Raw genomic sequence first — 18007 nt, 5'->3', positions numbered from 1 at the left:
ACAAGCTCAGCCCGAGCGGCGGGCCGTTCGGAGAGATCAAAAGGAGGTGGGCCGTTGAGGTCGTTCGCCCTGAGCCTGTCGAAGGGCAGCAAACGAGGGCCGGATCGTCAAATTCGGTCGCGGGTGGTCTGGCGGCTCAAAGACTGGGCATTGTCGCCACGGCGTGTCGCAAACCACGCTTGTGCGTCTTCGCAGTCTTTGGCAATGCCCTTTGTCAGGGCGTCCAGACCGTCGTATTTGAGTTCGTCGTGTAGTTTGTGCAGCAGATCCACGCGGATGATTTTACCGTAGCCCCCCTCGGGGCCCAGATCGGCGGGCCAGTCGAAGGCGTGGGTCTCCAGCAGCACCCGGCCACCGTTCACATCGGTGGGGTCCAAAGAGGGCCTGATGCCCAGATTGGCCACGCCTTTCAATGGGCTTTGAGTCAAGCCATGCACTTGCACCACAAAGATGCCGCTGGCAGCAGGTTTCCAGTGCGAAAAACGCAAATTCAGGGTCCGAAAACCATCCCCCGCGCCTTCTGCGGTGGCAGCCAGTTCGCGCCCGAGCTTGCGCCCATGCACCACATGGCCGCTGATGCTGTAGGGGCGACCCAGCAGGGCTTGCACATCTTGCAGGCGACCCTGACCCAGGGCATCGCGCACGGCCGAGCTGGATACACGCAGGCCATGCACTTCGTAGCTGTTCATGCGAGCCACATCAAAGCCCAGACGCTGGCCCGCAGCGTCGAGCATGGCGTAGTCGCCCGCCCGCTTGGCCCCAAAGCGGAAATCGTCGCCGACTTGCACATAGCGCACGCCCAGGCCCTGGAGCAGCACTTGCTGGATGAAGTCATCGGGCGATTGGCTGGCCAGTTCGGCATCGAAGGGCAAGACCACCACTTGGTCTACGCCGCAGCGCTCCAGCTCTTGCAGTTTGTCGCGCAGTGTGGCGATGCGGGCAGGGGCCAGTTCGGGCTTGTTCAGCGCCTTGGCAAAGTAATCGCGCGGGTGCGGCTCGAAGGTCATCACGCAACTGGGCACGCCCCGGTGGGCCGCTTCGCTGCGCAACAGCGCCAGCATGGCCTGATGCCCGCGGTGCACGCCATCGAAGTTGCCGATGGTCAGGGCGCAGGCGGGGGCCAGGTCAGGGTGATGGAAGCCGCGGAAAACCTTCATGTCGCTTGGGTGTTGCCCGCCTGGCCAGCAAAGCGCCAGCATTCACGGGATTGTCAAAGTAAGAGGGTATATTGTGACTGAGCCCGATCCTCTAGGCGGTGGCCTTTTGCAGCTTTGAAGTGAGACCTTTTTTCAAGCCATGCAGGACAGGATCGAGACGGAACTTTTCGTGTCAGTGGTTTTTGAACTGTTGAATGGAGGCGTCTGTGAAGGTTTTGAAACTCTCGGCCCAAGGGCTGCCGCAATCTTGGATTTCACTCGAGCAGGCGGTCACCCACTACGCCGCAGACGAAGTGCGTTGGGAAGCAGGGCAGCAAGTCGCTGTTTTTCGTGGCGGGCACAACGCGCTCACGGGTCAGCAATCCATCATCACCGTCAACAGCATCATCGGTACCCAGGGCGTGCCCCGCATCAACCCGTTTGACATGCGTTCGGGGCTGACCAATCCCAAACTGTTTGTGCGTGACCGCAATGTGTGCGCTTATTGTGGTGGGCATTTTCACGAATCGGTGCTGACGCGCGAGCACATTGTTCCGCTGTGCCAAAACGGCCCCGACCACTGGATGAACGTGGTCACGGCCTGTCGATCTTGTAACCACCGCAAAAGCAGTCGCACCCCCGAGCAGGCCCGCATGCCGCTGCTGTACGCACCTTATGTGCCCAGCCTCTGGGAAGATTTCATTTTGCGCAACCGCCGCATCTTGTCGGACCAGATGGCGTTCTTGATGGCGCATGTACCCAAGAATTCGCGTTTGATGGTTTGAGTGCGCCGGACCAGTGAGGCTGCTTGCACAGTGCGGGTGCTTGCACTGTCAGGCCAACAGCCGCATGATGTCTTTCTGAATATAAAAGGCCAAAATTAAAGGCCTTACACCCTCAGGGAGACACGCCATGCAGACACCGACATTTGTCCAGGCCTTGGGCACTGAACTGTTCTACCCACAAGACAAGCACCGGCACCCGTCGCTTGCCGTTGCCCCGACGCATGACCCGGTCTATGACGCGGTTAATGGCCCGGTTAATGGCCCGGTTAATGGCCCGGGCTTGAACCGGCGGCAGACTTTGTTCGCGCTGTGGATGGGTGCATGGCTGGCCCCTGACGCTGAGGCCAAAGATGACAGTGCGCCAGAAGCCCCGGCGCAAGTTCAAGTGCAAGTTCAAGTGCAATTGGCCACCTCCTGGCCCCTTGGTCGATCACCGCAAGGCTTTTCGGTCAGTGAAAAATTCGACGGTGTGCGCGCCGTCTGGGACGGTCGGGTTTTGCGCTTTCGCAGCGGACGTTTGCTGGCTGCTCCAAGCTGGTTTGTGTCGGCCTTGCCTGCCACCCCGTTGGACGGCGAACTCTGGATGGGGCGAGGGCAGTTTGACCGTTTGTCGGGCGTGGTGCGCCAAGCGGTACCCGATGACGAGGCCTGGCGTGCAGTGAAATACCTGGTGTTTGACACCCCTCAAAATACCGCACCGTTCAAAGACCGGGTGCGCCTTGTTCAATCAGCCGTGGCGGCTGCGCGAGTGCCTTGGTTGGTGCCGGTGGGACAAGAGCTTGTCAACGATGCACCGGCTTTGCAGGCGCTGTTGCAAGAGACCGTGCGCAACGGTGGTGAAGGCTTGATGTTGCACCGGACCGACGCCCTTTGGCGAGCCGGGCGATCAGATGCGCTTTACAAATTCAAGCCAGAAGCTGACGAAGAGGCTCGGCTGGTGGGATACCAGCCGGGCAAGGGGCGCTTGCAGGGGCAAACCGGGGCATTGCTCTTGCAAATGCCCTCAGGGCAGCGGTTTGCCTTGGGCGCAGGCTTAAGTGATGCGTTGCGGCGGGATCCGCCGCCGGTTGGCGCTTGGGTGACTTACCTCTACCGTGACCGCACCCCGTCGGGTTTGCCGCGTTTTGCCAGCTTTGTGCGGGTCCGAGATCCTGAATGAACAAGGGCTCCTTGCGGAGCCCTTGTTGAAGGTTGCAAGCCGGATCAGGCAAACACGCCTGCGGTTTCTTGCATGCGTGCCGACACCTCGCCCAGTTGGTGCAATGTGTCGCCAAAGCTCATGTCCAGCTGCGTCAATTTCTTGAAGTAGTGGCTCACGATGTATTCGTCTGTGACGGCAATGCCGCCGTGCAATTGCACCGCTTGCTGCCCGATAAAGCGCATGGACACACCCAGCTGGTATTTGGCGCGGGCCATGGCGCGACGGCGTTCATCGGCAGGGGCATGCAATTTCAGGCTGGCGTAGTAGCTCATGGAGCGGCCCAGTTCCAGTTGCATCTTCATGTCGGCTACGCGGTGGCGCAAGGCCTGAAAACTGGCGATGTTCACACCAAATTGCTTGCGCGTGTTCATGTAGTCAACGGTGATGGCCAAGGTCTTGTCCATCACGCCCACGGCTTCGGCACAAACGCAGGCCATGCCGATGTCCACTGCTTCTTCAAGGGCAGTCAGGCCATTCAAGGTGATCAGCTGTGCCGGGGCTTGGTTCAGCATCACTTCGGCGGCGCGTGAACCGTCTTGTGTGATGTAGCCCTGGGTGCTCACACCACTGGCGCTGCGTTCGACCAAAAACAGGGCGATCTGGCCGTTCACAGTGGCAGGCACCACAAAGGCATCGGCTTGGTCGCCCACGGCCACCACGCTCTTGGTGCCGCTGACCGACCATGAGCCGTTGGATTCGCTGCCTTGTGCAGCGCAGCGGCTCAGTTGGTAGCGTGCGCCACGTTCTTGGTGCGCCAAGACCACGATCGCTTCGCCAGCCGCCATGCGCGGCAGCCACGCTGATTGCAGTGCGGCAGGGGCATGGGTTTGCAGTGTGGCGCTGGTGATCAGGGTCTGTGTCAGGGGTTCGAGCACAATGCCGCGACCGAGCTCTTCCATGGTCACCATGGCTTCGGTGGGGCCCATGCCCATACCGCCGTGCTCTTCGCTCACGTACAGGCCGGTCAGGCCCAGCTCGGCCAGCTCGCCATAGGCAGCGCGGTCAAAACCGCCCGCCGCCACGATGGCCCGGCGACGGTCAAAGTCGTAACCCTTGTCCACCCATTTGCGCACCGCGTCGCGCAGTTGTTCTTGATCGTCAGAAAAATCGAAATCCATTTTGAAATCCTTTCGGGTCAGCCGAGCACGGTTTGCGCGACGATGTTGCGTTGCACTTCGTTGCTGCCACCATAAATGGTGGTCTTGCGCATGTTGAAGTAGTTGGCCGCCAAAGGCGCATTGGCGACCACGCCACCGGGGAAGTTGCCTTGCCAGCCAGCGTCCATGGCTTCAAAGATGTAAGGCAGGGCAAAGGGCCCTGCGGCTTGCATCATCAGCTCGGAGTAGCGCTGCTGGATTTCGCTGCCCTTGATCTTCAACAGGCCCGCGATGTCGAGCGAGTTCTTGCCCGATTTTTCGGCAGACAAGACGCGCAGCACCAGCATTTCGAGGGCGACGATGTCCACTTCGAGTTTGGCAATTTCGTCGCGAAAGCGCAGGTCGTCGTACACACCTTCGGCTTTGGCAATGCGCTTGAGGCGCTCCAACTCGCGCTTGGCGCGGTTGACATCGGCGATGTTGGTGCGCTCGTGGGCCAGCAGATGTTTGGCGTAGTTCCAGCCCTTGTTTTCTTCACCGACCAGGTTTTCGGCGGGCACTTCGACGTTGTCAAACCAGACTTCATTGACCTCGCATTCGCCGTCGAGCAGTTTGATGGGGCGCACAGTGATGCCGGGCGACTTCATGTCGATCAGCAAGAAAGAAATGCCGGTTTGCGGTTTGCCTTCGGTGCTGGTGCGCACCAGGCAAAAAATCCATTCGCCATATTGGCCCAACGTGGTCCAGGTTTTCTGGCCGTTCACGATGTATTTGTCGCCGACGCGTTCGGCTCGGGTTTTCAACGAGGCCAGGTCTGAGCCTGCACCGGGTTCGCTGTAGCCCTGGCTCCACCAAACTTCGCCGCTGGCGATGCCCGGCAAAAAGCGTTTGTGCTGCTCGGCATTGCCAAAAGCCATGATCACGGGCGCGACCATGACGGGGCCAAAAGGCACCACGCGAGGCGCTCCGGCCAGGGCGCATTCTTCTTCAAACAAATGTTTGTGAATGGCATTCCAGCCCGGACCGCCGAATTGTGTGGGCCAGCCCCAGCCTAACCACCCTTTTTTGCCCAAAATCTTGGCCCAGCGCTGCATGTCCTCGCGTGTCAGACGCATGGCGTTGTGCACTTTGTGTGAAATGTCGGCGGGCAAGTTGTCCTTGACCCAGGTGCGAATTTCGTCGCGGAAAGCGAGTTCTTCGGGTGTGAATGCCAAATCCATGGGGGACTTTCTCCGGTGGGGTGGGGCTGCTCGAATGCGCAGCTCAAGCAAAATCAAACGGTCGTGCTTTTTATCACGGCCCATCGGCGGGGTGCTGTCTTGGGTGCGACAAAACAGCCGCGCTCAGGTGTCTGAGGCGTCTGACCCTTTCATTTGGATGGCGCAGCGGTGCAGGGATAATTGGGCGCAAACCATGAAAAACATTGTCATTTTGATTTCCGGCTCGGGCTCCAACATGGCCGCCATCGTGCGTGCAGCAGAGCAAGGCCGTTGGGGTGAGCGCTTGCACGCTCGCGTGGCTGCGGTGGTGAGCAACCGGGCCGATGCGCAAGGGCTGGCCTTTGCCAAAGACCACGGCATCCCCACGGCGGTGTTGGACCACAAGGCGTTTGCCAGTCGTGAAGATTTTGACGCCGCGTTGATGGCTCAAATCGATCGTTTTTCTCCAGATTTGGTGGTGCTGGCGGGCTTCATGCGCATCCTCACGCCCGCTTTTGTGGCGCACTACACGGGGCGCTTGCTCAACATCCACCCATCGCTGTTGCCCGCTTTTGCCGGACTGAACACGCACCAGCGTGCCATCGATGCAGGATGCCGTTTTGCCGGTGCCACCGTGCACCAGGTCACGGCCGAGCTGGACCATGGCCAAATTTTGGCTCAGGCGGTGGTGCCTGTGCTGCCCGGTGACACCGCTCAGGCCTTGGCCGCGCGCGTGCTCACGCAAGAGCATCTGATTTACCCGCGTGCTGTCGCTGGTTTTTTCAGTCGCCAATTCGGGTGAATCGGGGCTGGACTTTTCCGTTGAACTCAGCCACATCCGCGAACATGGCCGCAGGCCTGACCCACAGGCCTTGCTCGCCATAAAGGGCTTGGTACAGCGTCATGGCTTGCAGGTCTTCGCTGTGGCGCACGGTGCCCAGCACGCGGTACAGACCGCCTTTGTAGTGCTGGTACAGGCCCTTTTGGGTTTCGATCAAGGGGGGCAGTGGCTCGGACATGGGGACTTTCTTGGAAAGAGGTCAATTGGCAAGGGTTCGGGATGGGACAATACGCCCCATGCATCCAAAAGCCCTTTTAGACGCCTGTGCCGATCTGGTCAGGCTGGTTCTCCAATTTGAACATCCCGCCGACGCTGTGGTGTCGCGTTATTTCCGTGAGCACCGCTCGCTGGGTCCCCGTGAGCGGGCCACTCTGGCTGAAACGGCCTTTGCCGTTTTGCGCAAAAAATTGCTGTTTGAGCAATTGGCCCGATCAGGCTCTGGCGGCAAAGAGCGCAAGCTGGCGATTCTGGGTTTTTTTGGCCCACGCGACTTTTTGGCCGCAGCCCTGAACGACACCGAAAAGCAGTGGTTGGCCACTTGCGATGCCATCCCGGCTGACGCATTGATGGCCCCACACCGCCACAACCTGCCTGAGTGGATGGCGCAGGCCCTGCAAGCCCAATTGGGCGAAGATTTCTGGGCCTTGGCCGAGCATTTGCAGCAACCAGGCACGCTCGACTTGCGGGTCAATATGTTTCAGGCCAAACGCAGCGATATCCAGAAAGAACTGGCGCAAGCGGGCATTCCGTCCAAAGTCACGCCTTACTCGCCTTGGGGTTTGCGCCTCGAAGGCAAACCCGCCTTGCAAAAGACCGATGCCTTCACCCGGGGTGCCATCGAAGTGCAAGACGAAGGCTCTCAGTTGCTGGCCTTGCTGGTGGACGCGCACCGCGGCGAAATGGTGGTTGATTTTTGTGCCGGTGCGGGCGGTAAAACGCTGGCGCTGGGCGCGGCCATGCGCAGCACGGGCCGTTTGTATGCCTTTGACGTGTCGGGTCATCGCCTGGACGCCCTCAAACCGCGCATGGCCCGCAGCGGTTTGTCCAACGTGCATCCTGCCGCTATTGCGCATGAGCGCGACGACCGCGTTAAACGGCTGGCAGGCAAGATCGACCGCGTGTTGGTCGATGCCCCTTGCTCGGGCCTTGGCACCTTGCGCCGGAACCCTGACTTGAAATGGCGTCAGAAGCCCCAAGCTGTGCAGGAGTTGACTGAAAAGCAGCAAGCCATCTTGCAAAGTGCCTCGCGCATGGTCAAGTCGGGTGGGCGGCTGGTTTATGCCACTTGCAGTGTCTTGCCAGAAGAGAATGAGCTGATCGCGCAAGCTTTCAGTGCCGCCAATCCTGACTTTGTGCCCTTGAACGTCGCCCAGGAGTTGGAGCGGCTCAAGGTGCCAGACGCGGCCAGTTTGTGTTCTCCAGCACCATCGGGCGATGCCAACCCCGATGCCCTGCCGGCTGGCACGTTTCTGCGCTTGTGGCCCCATCGCCATGCCACAGATGGATTTTTTGCCGCAGCTTGGGTCCGAATGTAAATTTTAAGACTCATTATTGGCGGATTCGGTCGAAAAAGCTGTCCTTTTGAGGACGGAAAACTTAAAATCGATAAATTGCCTGAAATCAGGCGTCAGTAGAAAGACAAACTCATGTTGTTGCCTGATTGGGCCTTTTGGGATTCTGTGATTCAGTGGATGGGCCACGGCTTGTTCGACTTCTCTTGGTGGCAAATGGTGTTCATCACCTTGGGCTTGACCCACATCACCATCGCCAGCGTCACGATTTTCCTGCACCGTCACCAAGCGCACCGCGCGCTGGACTTGCATGCGATTCCTTCGCACTTCTTCCGTTTCTGGCTGTGGTTGACCACGGGCCAGGTCACCAAAGAGTGGGCGGCTATTCACCGCAAGCACCACGCCAAGTGTGAGCAAGCCGAAGACCCGCACAGCCCGCACGTGCACGGCATCAAAACCGTGCTGTTCACGGGTGCCGAGTTGTACCGCAAGGAATCCAAGAACCTGGAAACCATGAAGCGCTTTGGCCACGGCACGCCAGACGATTGGATCGAGCGCAACTTGTACACCCGTTTTTCATGGCAGGGCGTGGCCTTGATGTTGATCATTGACGTGGCTTTGTTCGGTTTTCTGGGTTTGACCGTGTGGGCGGTCCAAATGGCCTGGATCCCGATCACGGCGGCCGGCATCATCAACGGTGCGGCGCACTATTGGGGTTACCGTAACTTTGAGGCCCACGACGCCAGCACCAACATTTCGCCTTGGGGCATCCTGATCGGTGGCGAAGAGTTGCACAACAACCACCACACTTACCCCACATCAGCCAAGCTGTCGGTCAAGCCTTACGAGTTCGACATTGGCTGGCTGTACATCCGCATCCTTGAAACTCTGGGCATGGCCACCGTCAAAAAGACGCCGCCCCGTCTGGCTTATGGCGATATCCGCCCTGTGGCCGACGAGAAGACATTGGAAGCCCTGATCGCCAACCGTTACGAGGTCATGGCCAACTACGCTCGCAATCTGCACAGCGTGTTGCAACAAGAGGCCAGCAAACTCAAGGTGGACGCCAGCGTGATGCAGGCGGCCAATCGCTGGTTGCACCGTGACGCAGCCAAGGTGCCTGCTGATGCCCAAGCGCAGCTCAAGCAAGCCCGTGCAGCCAGTCCGGTCCTCGACAAAATGGTGCAAATGCGTGAAGAACTCAGCCAGATTTGGCTCAACACCTCGCATTCGCGTGAGCAACTTGCTGCTGATTTGCAAGCCTGGTGCCGCCGTGCTGAAGAAAGCGGCATTGCTGCTTTGCGTGACTTCTCGGTGAAGCTGCGAGCTGTTCGCCAGACGGCCTGACGGCTTCCGGCGTTCAATCCAAAAGGGCCTTCGGGCCCTTTTTCTATGGAATTGATCAGGTTTTAACCCCTGCTTTGGATGCCGGCCTGGGCATTTGATGCCATTCCAGCAAGCGTGATGTCAGCCGGGCTTGACCCGGGGTCCATCTTTGGGTTTATTCAAAGTGCTGGCTCGGGCGCATGGTTCCCGGGTCCCTGTCCCCTGTCCCAGGTCAGGTTCGGGATGGCCGTTGTGGCGAGGGCGCTCTCAACAGCCACCGACCGGTCAATTCGACTTTGGATCAGACAACAAAAAACCCGCCAGAGGCGGGTTTTTTGTGAGAAGGCTCAGGCTGAATTACTTCAGCTTGATTTCCTTGTATTCAACGTGCTTGCGAGCTTTTGGGTCGAACTTCATGATCGACATTTTCTCGGGCATTGTTTTTTTGTTTTTGCTGGTCGTGTAGAAGTGACCAGTGCCAGCTGTGGATTCCAGCTTGATTTTTTCGCGTCCGCCTTTGGTTGCCATGGTGTATGACTCCTAATGTTCTGGGTTTAGGCTTGACCGCGTGCGCGCAGGTCTGCGAGCACGGCATCGATGCCGTTTTTGTCGATCAGGCGCAGAGCAGCGCTGGAAACGCGCAGACGCACCCAACGGTTTTCTGTTTCAACCCAGAAACGACGGTATTGCAGGTTCGGCAGGAACCGGCGCTTGGTTTTGTTGTTGGCGTGGGAAACGTTGTTTCCCGTCATTGGGCCTTTGCCCGTTACGTCGCAAACGCGTGCCATGTGGACACTCCGATACTTTTAAAACAGCTGGTGCCGATGGGTCTCATGCAGAACTGCATGGGGCCTGGCGTTCCAGCCTCACCTCGCCAAGATGGGTGGCGGTATCCCAGATCGCTGACTCTGTGATCCCGGTCGAAAAGTCCGGGCAGAAGCAGCAAAGCCTTGGATTATAGCCAGAAAGCCGGGGCTTGGGCTCTTGGGTTGGGGTTTGTGACAAATGGATGTTTGGTTTGCCCGCGCTGCTGAGGCGTTGCGGGTGCCTGCCGGGGTTCAGAGGCGCTTCGCTTTGACACATCATCCCAGCAGGCACCCGCAACGCCTTTGCTCAGGTGCGCAGGCGGCACCCAAGCGTCCTTTCAGCCTGCTGTACTGACCAAGGTGCAGCCGTCAACCGTTGTTTTGTTCCAGAAAGCGCTGAGCATCCAGCGCGGCCATGCAGCCCGTGCCGGCACTGGTGATGGCCTGGCGGTAAACGTGGTCTTGCACATCGCCGGCGGCGAAAACACCGGGTACCGAGGTTTGGGTGGCAAAACCTTTCAAACCGCTTTGGGTCACGATGTAGCCGTTTTCCAGTTCGAGTTGGCCCTGGAAAATTTCGGTGTTGGGGGCGTGCCCGATGGCAATGAAGCAGCCTTTGAGTTCGATGTCATGCAAGCTGCCATCTACCGTGCTTTTCAGGCGCACGCCCGTCACGCCCGATGCGTCACCCAGCACTTCTTCCAGAGTCTGGAAGGTTTTGAGCACGATCTTGCCTGCAGCGACCTTCTCCATCAGCTTGTCGACCAAGATCGGTTCGGCCTTGAACTTGTCGCGGCGGTGAATCAAATAGACCGTGCTGGCGATGTTGGACAAGTAGAGTGCTTCTTCGACGGCGGTGTTGCCGCCACCGACCACGCAGCACAGCTGTTCGCGGTAGAAAAAGCCGTCGCAGGTGGCGCAGCCGCTCACGCCTCGTCCCATGAAGGCGGTTTCGGAAGGCAGACCCAGGTATTTGGCCGAAGCGCCTGTGGCGATGATCAGCGAATCGCAGGTGTAGGTCCCGCTGTCACCGATGAGGGTGAATGGACGCTGGTCGAGTTTGACGGTGTGGATGTGGTCGAACACGATTTCGGTGTTGAAGCGCTCGGCGTGCTCCTGGAAGCGCTGCATCAGCTCGGGGCCCTGCACGCCATTCACGTCAGCAGGCCAGTTGTCGACTTCGGTCGTGGTCATGAGCTGGCCGCCTTGGGCCATGCCGGTGATCAACAAAGGCTTCAGGTTGGCGCGAGCGGCGTAAACGGCGGCGGTGTAACCGGCAGGGCCGGAGCCGAGGATCAGGACTTGGGCGTGTTTGGATGTGGCGGACATGGTGTGCAATCGGGTTAGGCGGTCGGTTGAAATACAAAGTCAATGCAATGCATCGGATGGGGTGATTGTAAGAAACCACCAAAGTCAGCAGGCCGAGAGGGTTTCATGCAGGCGCGTGCGCTGTCTGAACGGAGGCTTGATCGGGTAAGCTTGAGGCCTAATTTATGACCTATTCACTGCACACATTGATCAACCCCACGGCCCGAGCCAAGGAGGTTGAGGAACCTCAAACGTTTTGGGCGCGATTTGCCCAAGAAATCGCTTTGTTGATGGGCGGCGCCTTGCTTTTGCTGTGCATTTTGGCTTTGCTGAGTTATCAAGCATCCGATCCTGCCTGGTCCACCTCTGGGAGCGGACAAACGGTACGCAACTGGATTGGTCGGGGCGGGGCCTTGTTGGCTGACCTGGCTTATTTTGGACTCGGCTATTCCGTTTGGTGGTGTCTGGCGGCAGCTGCGCGCGCCTGGTTGGTGGGACTGGCTCGCTGGATGAGAGGTTCAGCGGGAGAGGACACGTCCCCTGCGGCCCACGAGCGGCGCAGTCGTTGGACTTTCTGGATCGGCTTGCTGGTTTTGCTGTCGGCAAGCGCCAGCATCGAGTGGGCCCGTTTGTACCGCTTGGAGGCGCATTTGCCTGGCCACAGTGGCGGCGCATTGGGTTATTTGGTGGGCACAGTCAGCGTGCGCTGGTTCGGCTTTACGGGTGCGGCATTGGTGGGGATCGCGCTGGTGGTCTCGGGCGTTGCGATGGTGTTCCGCTTTTCTTGGGGCCAGCTGGCCGAGGTGGTGGGCGGGCGCATTGATGGCTTGATCCAGTACCGCCACGAAAAGCGAGAAATTCAGGAAGACTTGGCACTGGGCCAGCAGGCTTTGCGCGAACGTCAACAAGCCATGCCCAAGCAAGCCATTGAGCCGCAGTGGGACATGGACCCTTTGGCCCCAGCGCCTGGGGGGCAGCTGGATCTGGAGCCGTTGCCAATCCCTGCACCGCAGCCCCCAGCGATGGTGATTGAGCCTGCCGTCATGGATGTGCCGCGCAGTGACCGGGTGGTCAAAGAGCGTCAAAAACCACTGTTCACAGAATTGCCCGACAGCAAGCTGCCGCAAGTGGGTTTGCTCGACAGTCTGTCGATCCGGCAAGAAACAGTGTCGCCCGAGACGCTGGAGATGACCAGCCGCCTGATTGAGAAAAAGCTCAAGGATTTTGGTGTCGAGGTGCGCGTGGTGGCTGCGGCCCCCGGCCCGGTGATTACGCGTTACGAGATCGAGCCTGCCACGGGCGTCAAAGGCTCGCAGGTGGTGAACCTGGCCAAAGACTTGGCGCGTTCGCTCAGCCTGGTGTCGATTCGAGTGATCGAAACTATTCCTGGCAAAAACTTCATGGCGCTGGAGTTGCCCAATGCCAAACGCCAGTCGATCAAGCTGAGCGAAATATTGGGCTCTCAGGTCTATCACGAGGCCAAGTCCATGCTGACCATGGGGCTGGGCAAGGACATCATTGGCAACCCGGTGGTGGCCGATCTGGCCAAGATGCCCCACGTGTTGGTGGCGGGTACCACCGGCTCGGGTAAGTCGGTCGGTATCAACGCCATGATTTTGTCGTTGCTCTACAAGGCCGAAGCCCGCGATGTGCGCTTGCTGATGATCGACCCCAAGATGCTGGAGATGTCGGTCTACGAAGGTATTCCGCACCTGCTGGCCCCGGTGGTCACCGACATGCGCCAGGCCGCGCACGGCCTCAACTGGTGTGTGGCCGAGATGGAAAAGCGCTACAAGCTGATGAGCAAGATGGGCGTGCGCAATTTGGCCGGTTACAACGTCAAGATTGACGAAGCCACGGCCCGTGAAGAGTTCATCTACAACCCGTTCAGCCTGACCCCAGACGATCCCGAGCCGCTCAAGCGTTTGCCGCACATCGTGGTGGTGATCGACGAGTTGGCCGATTTGATGATGGTGGTGGGCAAGAAGATCGAAGAGTTGATCGCCCGTCTGGCCCAAAAAGCCCGCGCGGCCGGTATCCACTTGATCTTGGCCACACAGCGCCCCAGCGTGGACGTGATCACCGGCCTGATCAAGGCCAATATCCCAACCCGCATCGCGTTTCAAGTGTCGAGCAAAATTGACAGCCGCACCATCCTCGACCAAATGGGGGCCGAAGCCTTGTTGGGCATGGGCGACATGCTGTACATGCCTTCGGGCACCGGTTTTCCGATCCGTGTACACGGTGCTTTTGTCAGTGATGAAGAAGTGCACCGCGTGGTGAACTACCTCAAAAGCCAGGGTGCGCCTGATTACATCGAAGGCGTGCTCGAAGGCGGCACGGTGGACGACGATGGCGGCATGCTGGGCGAGGGAGACAACGCAGAAAAAGACCCGATGTACGACCAAGCGGTCGAGGTGGTCCTGAAGAACCGCAAAGCCAGCATCTCCTTGGTCCAGCGTCATCTCAAGATCGGCTACAACCGTGCAGCCCGCTTGGTGGAGGACATGGAAAAAGCCGGCTTGGTCAGCAGCATGAGCGGCAGCGGTCAGCGTGAAATATTGGTCCCTGCACGGGCCGAGTGACCACGATGCAAAACAAATTTGGGTCGCGCCGCACGGTGCTGGTATTCATGGGCAAGGGCTTGTTGGCCGTGTCGACAATGGCTTTGGGCGTTCATGCCCAAGCCGATGGCGTTGACCTGTTGGCCCAGTTCATGAAACAAGCCCGCAGCGGGCGTGCGCAGTTCACGCAGGTGGTCACTTCGCCCAGCAGGGCAGGGCAGGTACCTCGCACCAAAACATCCAGTGGCAGTTTTGAATTCCAGCGGCCAGGCAAGTTTCGCTTTGATTACCGCAAGCCTTTTGTGCAAACCTTGGTGGCCGATGGCCAAACACTTTGGCTGCACGATGTCGAGTTGAACCAGGTCACTGCGCGCAAGCAGTCGCAGGTACTGGGCTCGACCCCGGCCGCCTTGTTGACGGCCGCATCGGACTTGCAAGCCTTGAAAGCCGATTTTCAATTCGCACCCGAGCCCGAACGGGATGGGTTGCAGTGGGTGCGTGCCACGCCTCAATCGCCGGACGGGCAAATTCGCGCTGTGATGGTGGGTTTGCGTTCTGCGGCCGCAGGGCCTGAATTGGCCGTGCTGGATGTGCAGGACAACCTGGGCCAGCGTTCGGTGCTGACGTTCTCGGGTTTTGAGATCAACCCGACCTTGCCTGCCCATACATTTGCATTCAAAGTCCCTGCCGGTGTTGATGTGATCAAGCCTTGATGTGTGAGCAGGTCGGATGAAAGCTGTCAATTTGTCGCCCCATGCCCCGTTGGCCGAGCGCCTGCGTCCAAAGCACCTGGGTGAGGTGATTGGCCAGCAGCATTTGCTGGGTGAGGGCATGGCCTTGCGTTTGGCGTTCGAGTCGGGCCAGCCGCACAGCTGTATTTTGTGGGGCCCGCCGGGGGTGGGTAAAACCACCATTGCCCGCTTGATGGCCGATGCATTTGATGCCCAATTTTTGAGCATCAGCGCTGTTTTAGGCGGTGTCAAAGACATCCGTGAAGCGGTTGAAAAGGCCGAGGCTGCCCGCACTGGCCTGCACCCGCAGCGCACCATCATGTTTGTGGACGAGGTGCACCGCTTCAACAAAAGCCAGCAAGATGCGTTTTTGCCGCACGTTGAAAGCGGCTTGTTTACTTTCATTGGTGCCACCACCGAAAACCCTTCTTTCGAGGTGAATTCGGCCTTGCTCTCGCGGGCTGCCGTGTACGTGCTTCAGCCCTTGACCGAAGACGACCTGCAAAAAATCGTGGTTCGGGCGCAAGGTATCAACGCGATTCCTTCAATCGAGCCCGAGGCGCTGGCCCGTTTGCTGGCCTATGCCGATGGCGATGCCAGGCGCTTGCTCAACACGCTCGAAACCTTGTCCATGGCGGCCAAGCAAGAGGCCATCGATCCGGTCACGGACACCTGGTTGATGCGGGTCTTGGGTGAACGCATGCGCCGCTACGACAAAGGCGGCGAGCAGTTCTACGACACCATCAGTGCCTTGCACAAGTCCGTGCGTGGCTCAGACCCCGATGCCGCCCTGTATTGGTTCGTTCGTATGCTTGATGGTGGTGCAGACCCGCGCTACATGGCCAGGCGATTGATCCGCATGGCCAGCGAAGACATTGGCTTGGCCGATCCGCGTGCCCTGCGCATGGCGCTGGACGCCGCCGATGTGTACGAGCGCCTGGGCAGTCCCGAGGGCGAGTTGACGCTGGCGCAGGGCGTGATTTATTTGGCCATGGCCCCCAAATCAAATGCCGCTTACAAAGCCTTCAACGAGGCCAAGGCATTCGTCAAAAAAGACGGTACCCGCCCGGTGCCCATGCACTTGCGCAATGCCCCGACCCAGCTGATGAAAAACCTGGATTACGGCAAGGGCTATCGCTACGCGCACGACGAAGAAGGCGGCTTTGCGGCGGGTGAGCGCTATTTGCCCGACGGCATGGCCGAACCAGGCTTTTACAGGCCTGTGCGCAGGGGGTTGGAGATCAAAATTGCGGACAAACTGGAAGAACTGCGAAAGAGAAATTCAGGCACAGGGTAATTCCCGAGTAAATTGAATACTGACGCGATACTTTCTTTCACTACAATCCCGCCACCCCGCCCGATGTTGCGCAGATCTGGCGGGTTTTTTGCTAGTGGTCAGGGCTTGCCCAAAAGGTGTGCCTGACTTGATAACAACAACCGACGCGAAGACCTGCTAAGCGCAGGTCAAAACACGGAGAAATATATGGACGTCTTCTTCCAGCAGGTCATCAACGGCCTGGTCATGGGCAGCATGTACGCCTTGGTGGCCTTGGGCTACACCATGGTCTACGGCATCATCAACTTGATCAATTTTGCACACGGTGAAGTGCTGATGGTGGGGGCTTTGACGAGCTGGACCGCCATCGGCATGATGCGAGACGCCATGCCGGGTGCACCAGGATGGGTCATCCTGATTTTGGCCACACTGATCGCTTGTGTGGTGGCCGTGGTCTTGAATTTTTCCATTGAAAAGATCGCTTACCGACCTTTGCGCAACAGCCCCAAGTTGGCTCCCCTGATCACCGCCATCGGCATGAGCATCTTGCTGCAGACGCTGGCCATGATCATCTGGAAGCCCAATTACAAGGCATACCCCACATTGCTGTCGAGCACCCCCATCAACATGGGCGGCGTCGTCATCACACCCACACAAATCATGATTTTGGGCGTGACCGCTGTCGCATTGGCTGTGCTGATGTGGTTGGTCAACTACACCCGCCTGGGCCGCGCCATGCGGGCCACGGCCGAGAACCCCCGCGTGGCGGGCCTCATGGGCGTGAAGCCTGACATGGTGATTTCGGCCACCTTTGTGATCGGTGCCATTCTGGCGGCCATTGCGGGCGTTATGTACGCTTCCAACTACGGCACAGCACAACATGCCATGGGCTTTTTGCCTGGCTTGAAGGCTTTCACTGCAGCGGTGTTTGGCGGCATTGGCAACTTGTCGGGTGCGGTGATCGGCGGCATTTTGTTGGGGCTGATCGAAGCCATTGGCTCGGGTTACATCGGCCAACTGACGGGCGGTGTGCTGGGCAGCCATTACACCGACATTTTTGCGTTCATCGTGTTGATCATCGTGCTGACTCTGCGCCCCTCGGGCCTGATGGGTGAGCGCGTGGCCGATCGCGCTTGATGGAGGTCGACATGAAAAACAACAAAACATTTCAATTCCTTCTGATCGGTGCGGCGCTCATCGCCTTGCCCTTGATCCTTCAGATCTTTGGCAACGCCTGGGTGCGCATTGCCGACATGGCTTTGCTCTACATCTTGTTGGCCATCGGCCTGAACATCGTGGTGGGCTATGCCGGTTTGCTCGATTTGGGCTATGTGGCCTTCTTTGCGGTGGGGGCCTACATGTACGGCCTGCTGTCTTCGCCACACCTGACCAACACGTTCGAGTGGATCGCTGCCGCGTTTCCTGCGGGCATGCACATGCCGATTTGGCTCATCGTGCCCGTCGGGGCCGCGTTGGCGGGCCTGTTTGGCATGTTGCTGGGGGCGCCCACACTCAAGTTGCGCGGTGACTATCTGGCCATCGTGACTCTGGGTTTTGGCGAGATCATCCGCGTGTTCATGAACAACCTGGACCATCCCGTCAACATCACCAACGGCCCCAAAGGTCTGGACCAGATCGATCCGATCTCGATCTTTGGCCTGAACCTGGGCAAGAAGCTGGTGATTGGCGATTTTGAAATCGCCTCGGTGTCGCTGTATTACTACCTGTTCTTGACCTTGGTGCTGGTGGCCATCTTGATCTCGCACCGCTTGGAAATCTCGCGCATTGGCCGCGCTTGGATGGCTATTCGTGAAGACGAAATCGCGGCCAAGGCCATGGGCTTGAACACCCGCAACCTGAAGTTGCTGGCTTTTGGTATGGGCGCCACTTTTGGCGGCGTGTCGGGTGCCATGTTTGCCGGTTTCCAGGGCTTCATTTCGCCCGAGTCCTTCAGCCTGATGGAGTCGGTGATGATTGTGGCGATGGTCGTGCTGGGTGGCTTGGGCTACTTACCGGGTGTGATTTTGGGCGCGATCTTGTTGTCGGCATTGCCCGAAGTGCTGCGCTACGTGGCGGGCCCTTTGCAAGAGTTGACCGGGGGCCGTCTCGATGCCTCCATCATGCGTCAGTTGTTGGTGGCGTTGGCCATGATCGTGATCATGTTGATGCGTCCTCGGGGGCTGTGGCCTTCGCCTGAGCATGGCAAATCGCTCAAGACGAAATGAA

17 protein-coding genes are annotated in these 18007 nt (G+C 58.9%); 10 read left to right on the top strand and 7 right to left on the bottom strand.

Annotated elements, in window-relative coordinates; all coding sequences use genetic code 11:
* Positions 1-107 precede the first annotated feature (107 nt).
* Entirely contained in the window at positions 108-1157 is a 1050-nt protein-coding gene (locus ACZ5RG_RS10040; protein ID WP_298596750.1) for a bifunctional riboflavin kinase/FAD synthetase, read from the bottom strand.
* A 206-nt stretch (positions 1158-1363) separates the two neighbouring features.
* Here ACZ5RG_RS10040 and ACZ5RG_RS10035 point away from each other — a divergent pair, with 206 nt between their 5' ends.
* Positions 1364-1921 (top strand): HNH endonuclease, encoded by a 558-nt coding sequence (locus tag ACZ5RG_RS10035; protein ID WP_298596747.1) that lies wholly within the window; start codon positions 1364-1366, stop codon positions 1919-1921.
* Between the two features lie 127 nt (positions 1922-2048).
* The gene (locus ACZ5RG_RS10030; protein WP_464446954.1) at positions 2049-3080 is read left to right on the top strand and encodes a DNA ligase; all 1032 of its coding nucleotides are present in this window, start codon (positions 2049-2051) and stop codon (positions 3078-3080) included.
* A 44-nt stretch (positions 3081-3124) separates the two neighbouring features.
* Here the strand turns inward: ACZ5RG_RS10030 and ACZ5RG_RS10025 are convergent, their stop codons facing one another.
* Positions 3125-4240, bottom strand: coding sequence for an acyl-CoA dehydrogenase family protein (locus tag ACZ5RG_RS10025; RefSeq protein WP_464446953.1), 1116 nt, complete (start codon positions 4238-4240; stop codon positions 3125-3127).
* Between the two features lie 17 nt (positions 4241-4257).
* Entirely contained in the window at positions 4258-5439 is a 1182-nt protein-coding gene (locus ACZ5RG_RS10020) for an acyl-CoA dehydrogenase family protein (RefSeq protein WP_464446952.1), read from the bottom strand.
* Positions 5440-5632: 193 nt separating this feature from the next.
* Between ACZ5RG_RS10020 and purN the strand changes: the two genes are divergently transcribed.
* The gene (purN, locus tag ACZ5RG_RS10015; protein ID WP_464446951.1) at positions 5633-6220 is read left to right on the top strand and encodes a phosphoribosylglycinamide formyltransferase; all 588 of its coding nucleotides are present in this window, start codon (positions 5633-5635) and stop codon (positions 6218-6220) included.
* Here the strand turns inward: purN and ACZ5RG_RS10010 are convergent.
* Complete coding sequence (locus tag ACZ5RG_RS10010; RefSeq protein WP_298596732.1) at positions 6201-6437, bottom strand: DUF1653 domain-containing protein; 237 nt, start codon at positions 6435-6437, stop codon at positions 6201-6203. The two genes, purN and ACZ5RG_RS10010, sit on opposite strands and share 20 nt — an antisense overlap.
* A 58-nt stretch (positions 6438-6495) precedes the next feature.
* On the opposite strand from ACZ5RG_RS10010, the gene ACZ5RG_RS10005 reads away from it, so the two are divergent.
* Together ACZ5RG_RS10005 and ACZ5RG_RS10000 are read left to right on the top strand one after the other, a co-directional pair.
* Entirely contained in the window at positions 6496-7794 is a 1299-nt protein-coding gene (locus tag ACZ5RG_RS10005) for an RsmB/NOP family class I SAM-dependent RNA methyltransferase (protein ID WP_464446950.1), read from the top strand.
* Between the two features lie 111 nt (positions 7795-7905).
* On the top strand, positions 7906-9117 hold the full coding sequence (locus ACZ5RG_RS10000) for a DesA family fatty acid desaturase (RefSeq protein ID WP_464446949.1): 1212 nt from the start codon (positions 7906-7908) through the stop codon (positions 9115-9117).
* Between the two features lie 336 nt (positions 9118-9453).
* Here the strand turns inward: ACZ5RG_RS10000 and rpmG are convergent, their stop codons facing one another.
* From rpmG to trxB, 3 genes are all read right to left on the bottom strand, one after another.
* Positions 9454-9624 (bottom strand): 50S ribosomal protein L33, encoded by a 171-nt coding sequence (gene rpmG / locus ACZ5RG_RS09995; RefSeq protein WP_006298735.1) that lies wholly within the window; start codon positions 9622-9624, stop codon positions 9454-9456.
* Between the two features lie 26 nt (positions 9625-9650).
* Positions 9651-9884, bottom strand: coding sequence for a 50S ribosomal protein L28 (gene rpmB, locus ACZ5RG_RS09990; protein ID WP_026039317.1), 234 nt, complete (start codon positions 9882-9884; stop codon positions 9651-9653).
* A gap of 387 nt (positions 9885-10271) precedes the next feature.
* On the bottom strand, positions 10272-11231 hold the full coding sequence (gene trxB / locus ACZ5RG_RS09985; RefSeq protein WP_315236976.1) for a thioredoxin-disulfide reductase: 960 nt from the start codon (positions 11229-11231) through the stop codon (positions 10272-10274).
* A gap of 164 nt (positions 11232-11395) precedes the next feature.
* Between trxB and ACZ5RG_RS09980 the strand changes: the two genes are divergently transcribed.
* From ACZ5RG_RS09980 to ACZ5RG_RS09960, 5 genes are all read left to right on the top strand, one after another.
* On the top strand, positions 11396-13795 hold the full coding sequence (locus ACZ5RG_RS09980; RefSeq protein WP_464446948.1) for a DNA translocase FtsK: 2400 nt from the start codon (positions 11396-11398) through the stop codon (positions 13793-13795).
* Positions 13796-13842: 47 nt separating this feature from the next.
* Positions 13843-14487 (top strand): outer membrane lipoprotein periplasmic chaperone LolA, encoded by a 645-nt coding sequence (gene lolA, locus ACZ5RG_RS09975; protein ID WP_464448199.1) that lies wholly within the window; start codon positions 13843-13845, stop codon positions 14485-14487.
* A gap of 16 nt (positions 14488-14503) precedes the next feature.
* A complete protein-coding gene (locus ACZ5RG_RS09970; RefSeq protein WP_464446947.1) occupies positions 14504-15802 on the top strand; it encodes a replication-associated recombination protein A in 1299 nt (432 codons plus the stop codon).
* A gap of 186 nt (positions 15803-15988) precedes the next feature.
* Positions 15989-16918: a branched-chain amino acid ABC transporter permease gene (locus ACZ5RG_RS09965; protein WP_464446946.1), complete on the top strand. Its 930-nt coding sequence runs from the start codon at positions 15989-15991 to the stop codon at positions 16916-16918.
* An 11-nt stretch (positions 16919-16929) separates the two neighbouring features.
* Complete coding sequence (locus ACZ5RG_RS09960; protein WP_312260655.1) at positions 16930-18006, top strand: ABC transporter permease subunit; 1077 nt, start codon at positions 16930-16932, stop codon at positions 18004-18006.
* Position 18007: the final 1 nt, after the last annotated feature.

Source organism: Limnohabitans sp. TEGF005, assembly GCF_055394835.1.
Note: the sequence above shows the minus strand (reverse complement) of the source record. Positions and strands in the feature narration are given on the sequence as shown.

What these genes read in the sequence shown, in the direction of transcription:
- ACZ5RG_RS10040 (WP_298596750.1), bottom strand. Translation starts at nt 1,157, where the DNA reads ATGAAGGTTTTCCGCGGCTTCCATCACCCTGACCTGGCCCCCGCCTGC.
- ACZ5RG_RS10030 (WP_464446954.1), top strand. Translation starts at nt 2,049, where the DNA reads ATGCAGACACCGACATTTGTCCAGGCCTTGGGCACTGAACTGTTCTAC.
- ACZ5RG_RS10025 (WP_464446953.1), bottom strand. Translation starts at nt 4,240, where the DNA reads ATGGATTTCGATTTTTCTGACGATCAAGAACAACTGCGCGACGCGGTG.
- ACZ5RG_RS10020 (WP_464446952.1), bottom strand. Translation starts at nt 5,439, where the DNA reads ATGGATTTGGCATTCACACCCGAAGAACTCGCTTTCCGCGACGAAATT.
- purN (WP_464446951.1), top strand. Translation starts at nt 5,633, where the DNA reads ATGAAAAACATTGTCATTTTGATTTCCGGCTCGGGCTCCAACATGGCC.
- ACZ5RG_RS10010 (WP_298596732.1), bottom strand. Translation starts at nt 6,437, where the DNA reads ATGTCCGAGCCACTGCCCCCCTTGATCGAAACCCAAAAGGGCCTGTAC.
- ACZ5RG_RS10005 (WP_464446950.1), top strand. Translation starts at nt 6,496, where the DNA reads ATGCATCCAAAAGCCCTTTTAGACGCCTGTGCCGATCTGGTCAGGCTG.
- ACZ5RG_RS10000 (WP_464446949.1), top strand. Translation starts at nt 7,906, where the DNA reads ATGTTGTTGCCTGATTGGGCCTTTTGGGATTCTGTGATTCAGTGGATG.
- rpmG (WP_006298735.1), bottom strand. Translation starts at nt 9,624, where the DNA reads ATGGCAACCAAAGGCGGACGCGAAAAAATCAAGCTGGAATCCACAGCT.
- rpmB (WP_026039317.1), bottom strand. Translation starts at nt 9,884, where the DNA reads ATGGCACGCGTTTGCGACGTAACGGGCAAAGGCCCAATGACGGGAAAC.
- trxB (WP_315236976.1), bottom strand. Translation starts at nt 11,231, where the DNA reads ATGTCCGCCACATCCAAACACGCCCAAGTCCTGATCCTCGGCTCCGGC.
- ACZ5RG_RS09980 (WP_464446948.1), top strand. Translation starts at nt 11,396, where the DNA reads ATGACCTATTCACTGCACACATTGATCAACCCCACGGCCCGAGCCAAG.
- lolA (WP_464448199.1), top strand. Translation starts at nt 13,843, where the DNA reads ATGGGCAAGGGCTTGTTGGCCGTGTCGACAATGGCTTTGGGCGTTCAT.
- ACZ5RG_RS09970 (WP_464446947.1), top strand. Translation starts at nt 14,504, where the DNA reads ATGAAAGCTGTCAATTTGTCGCCCCATGCCCCGTTGGCCGAGCGCCTG.
- ACZ5RG_RS09965 (WP_464446946.1), top strand. Translation starts at nt 15,989, where the DNA reads ATGGACGTCTTCTTCCAGCAGGTCATCAACGGCCTGGTCATGGGCAGC.
- ACZ5RG_RS09960 (WP_312260655.1), top strand. Translation starts at nt 16,930, where the DNA reads ATGAAAAACAACAAAACATTTCAATTCCTTCTGATCGGTGCGGCGCTC.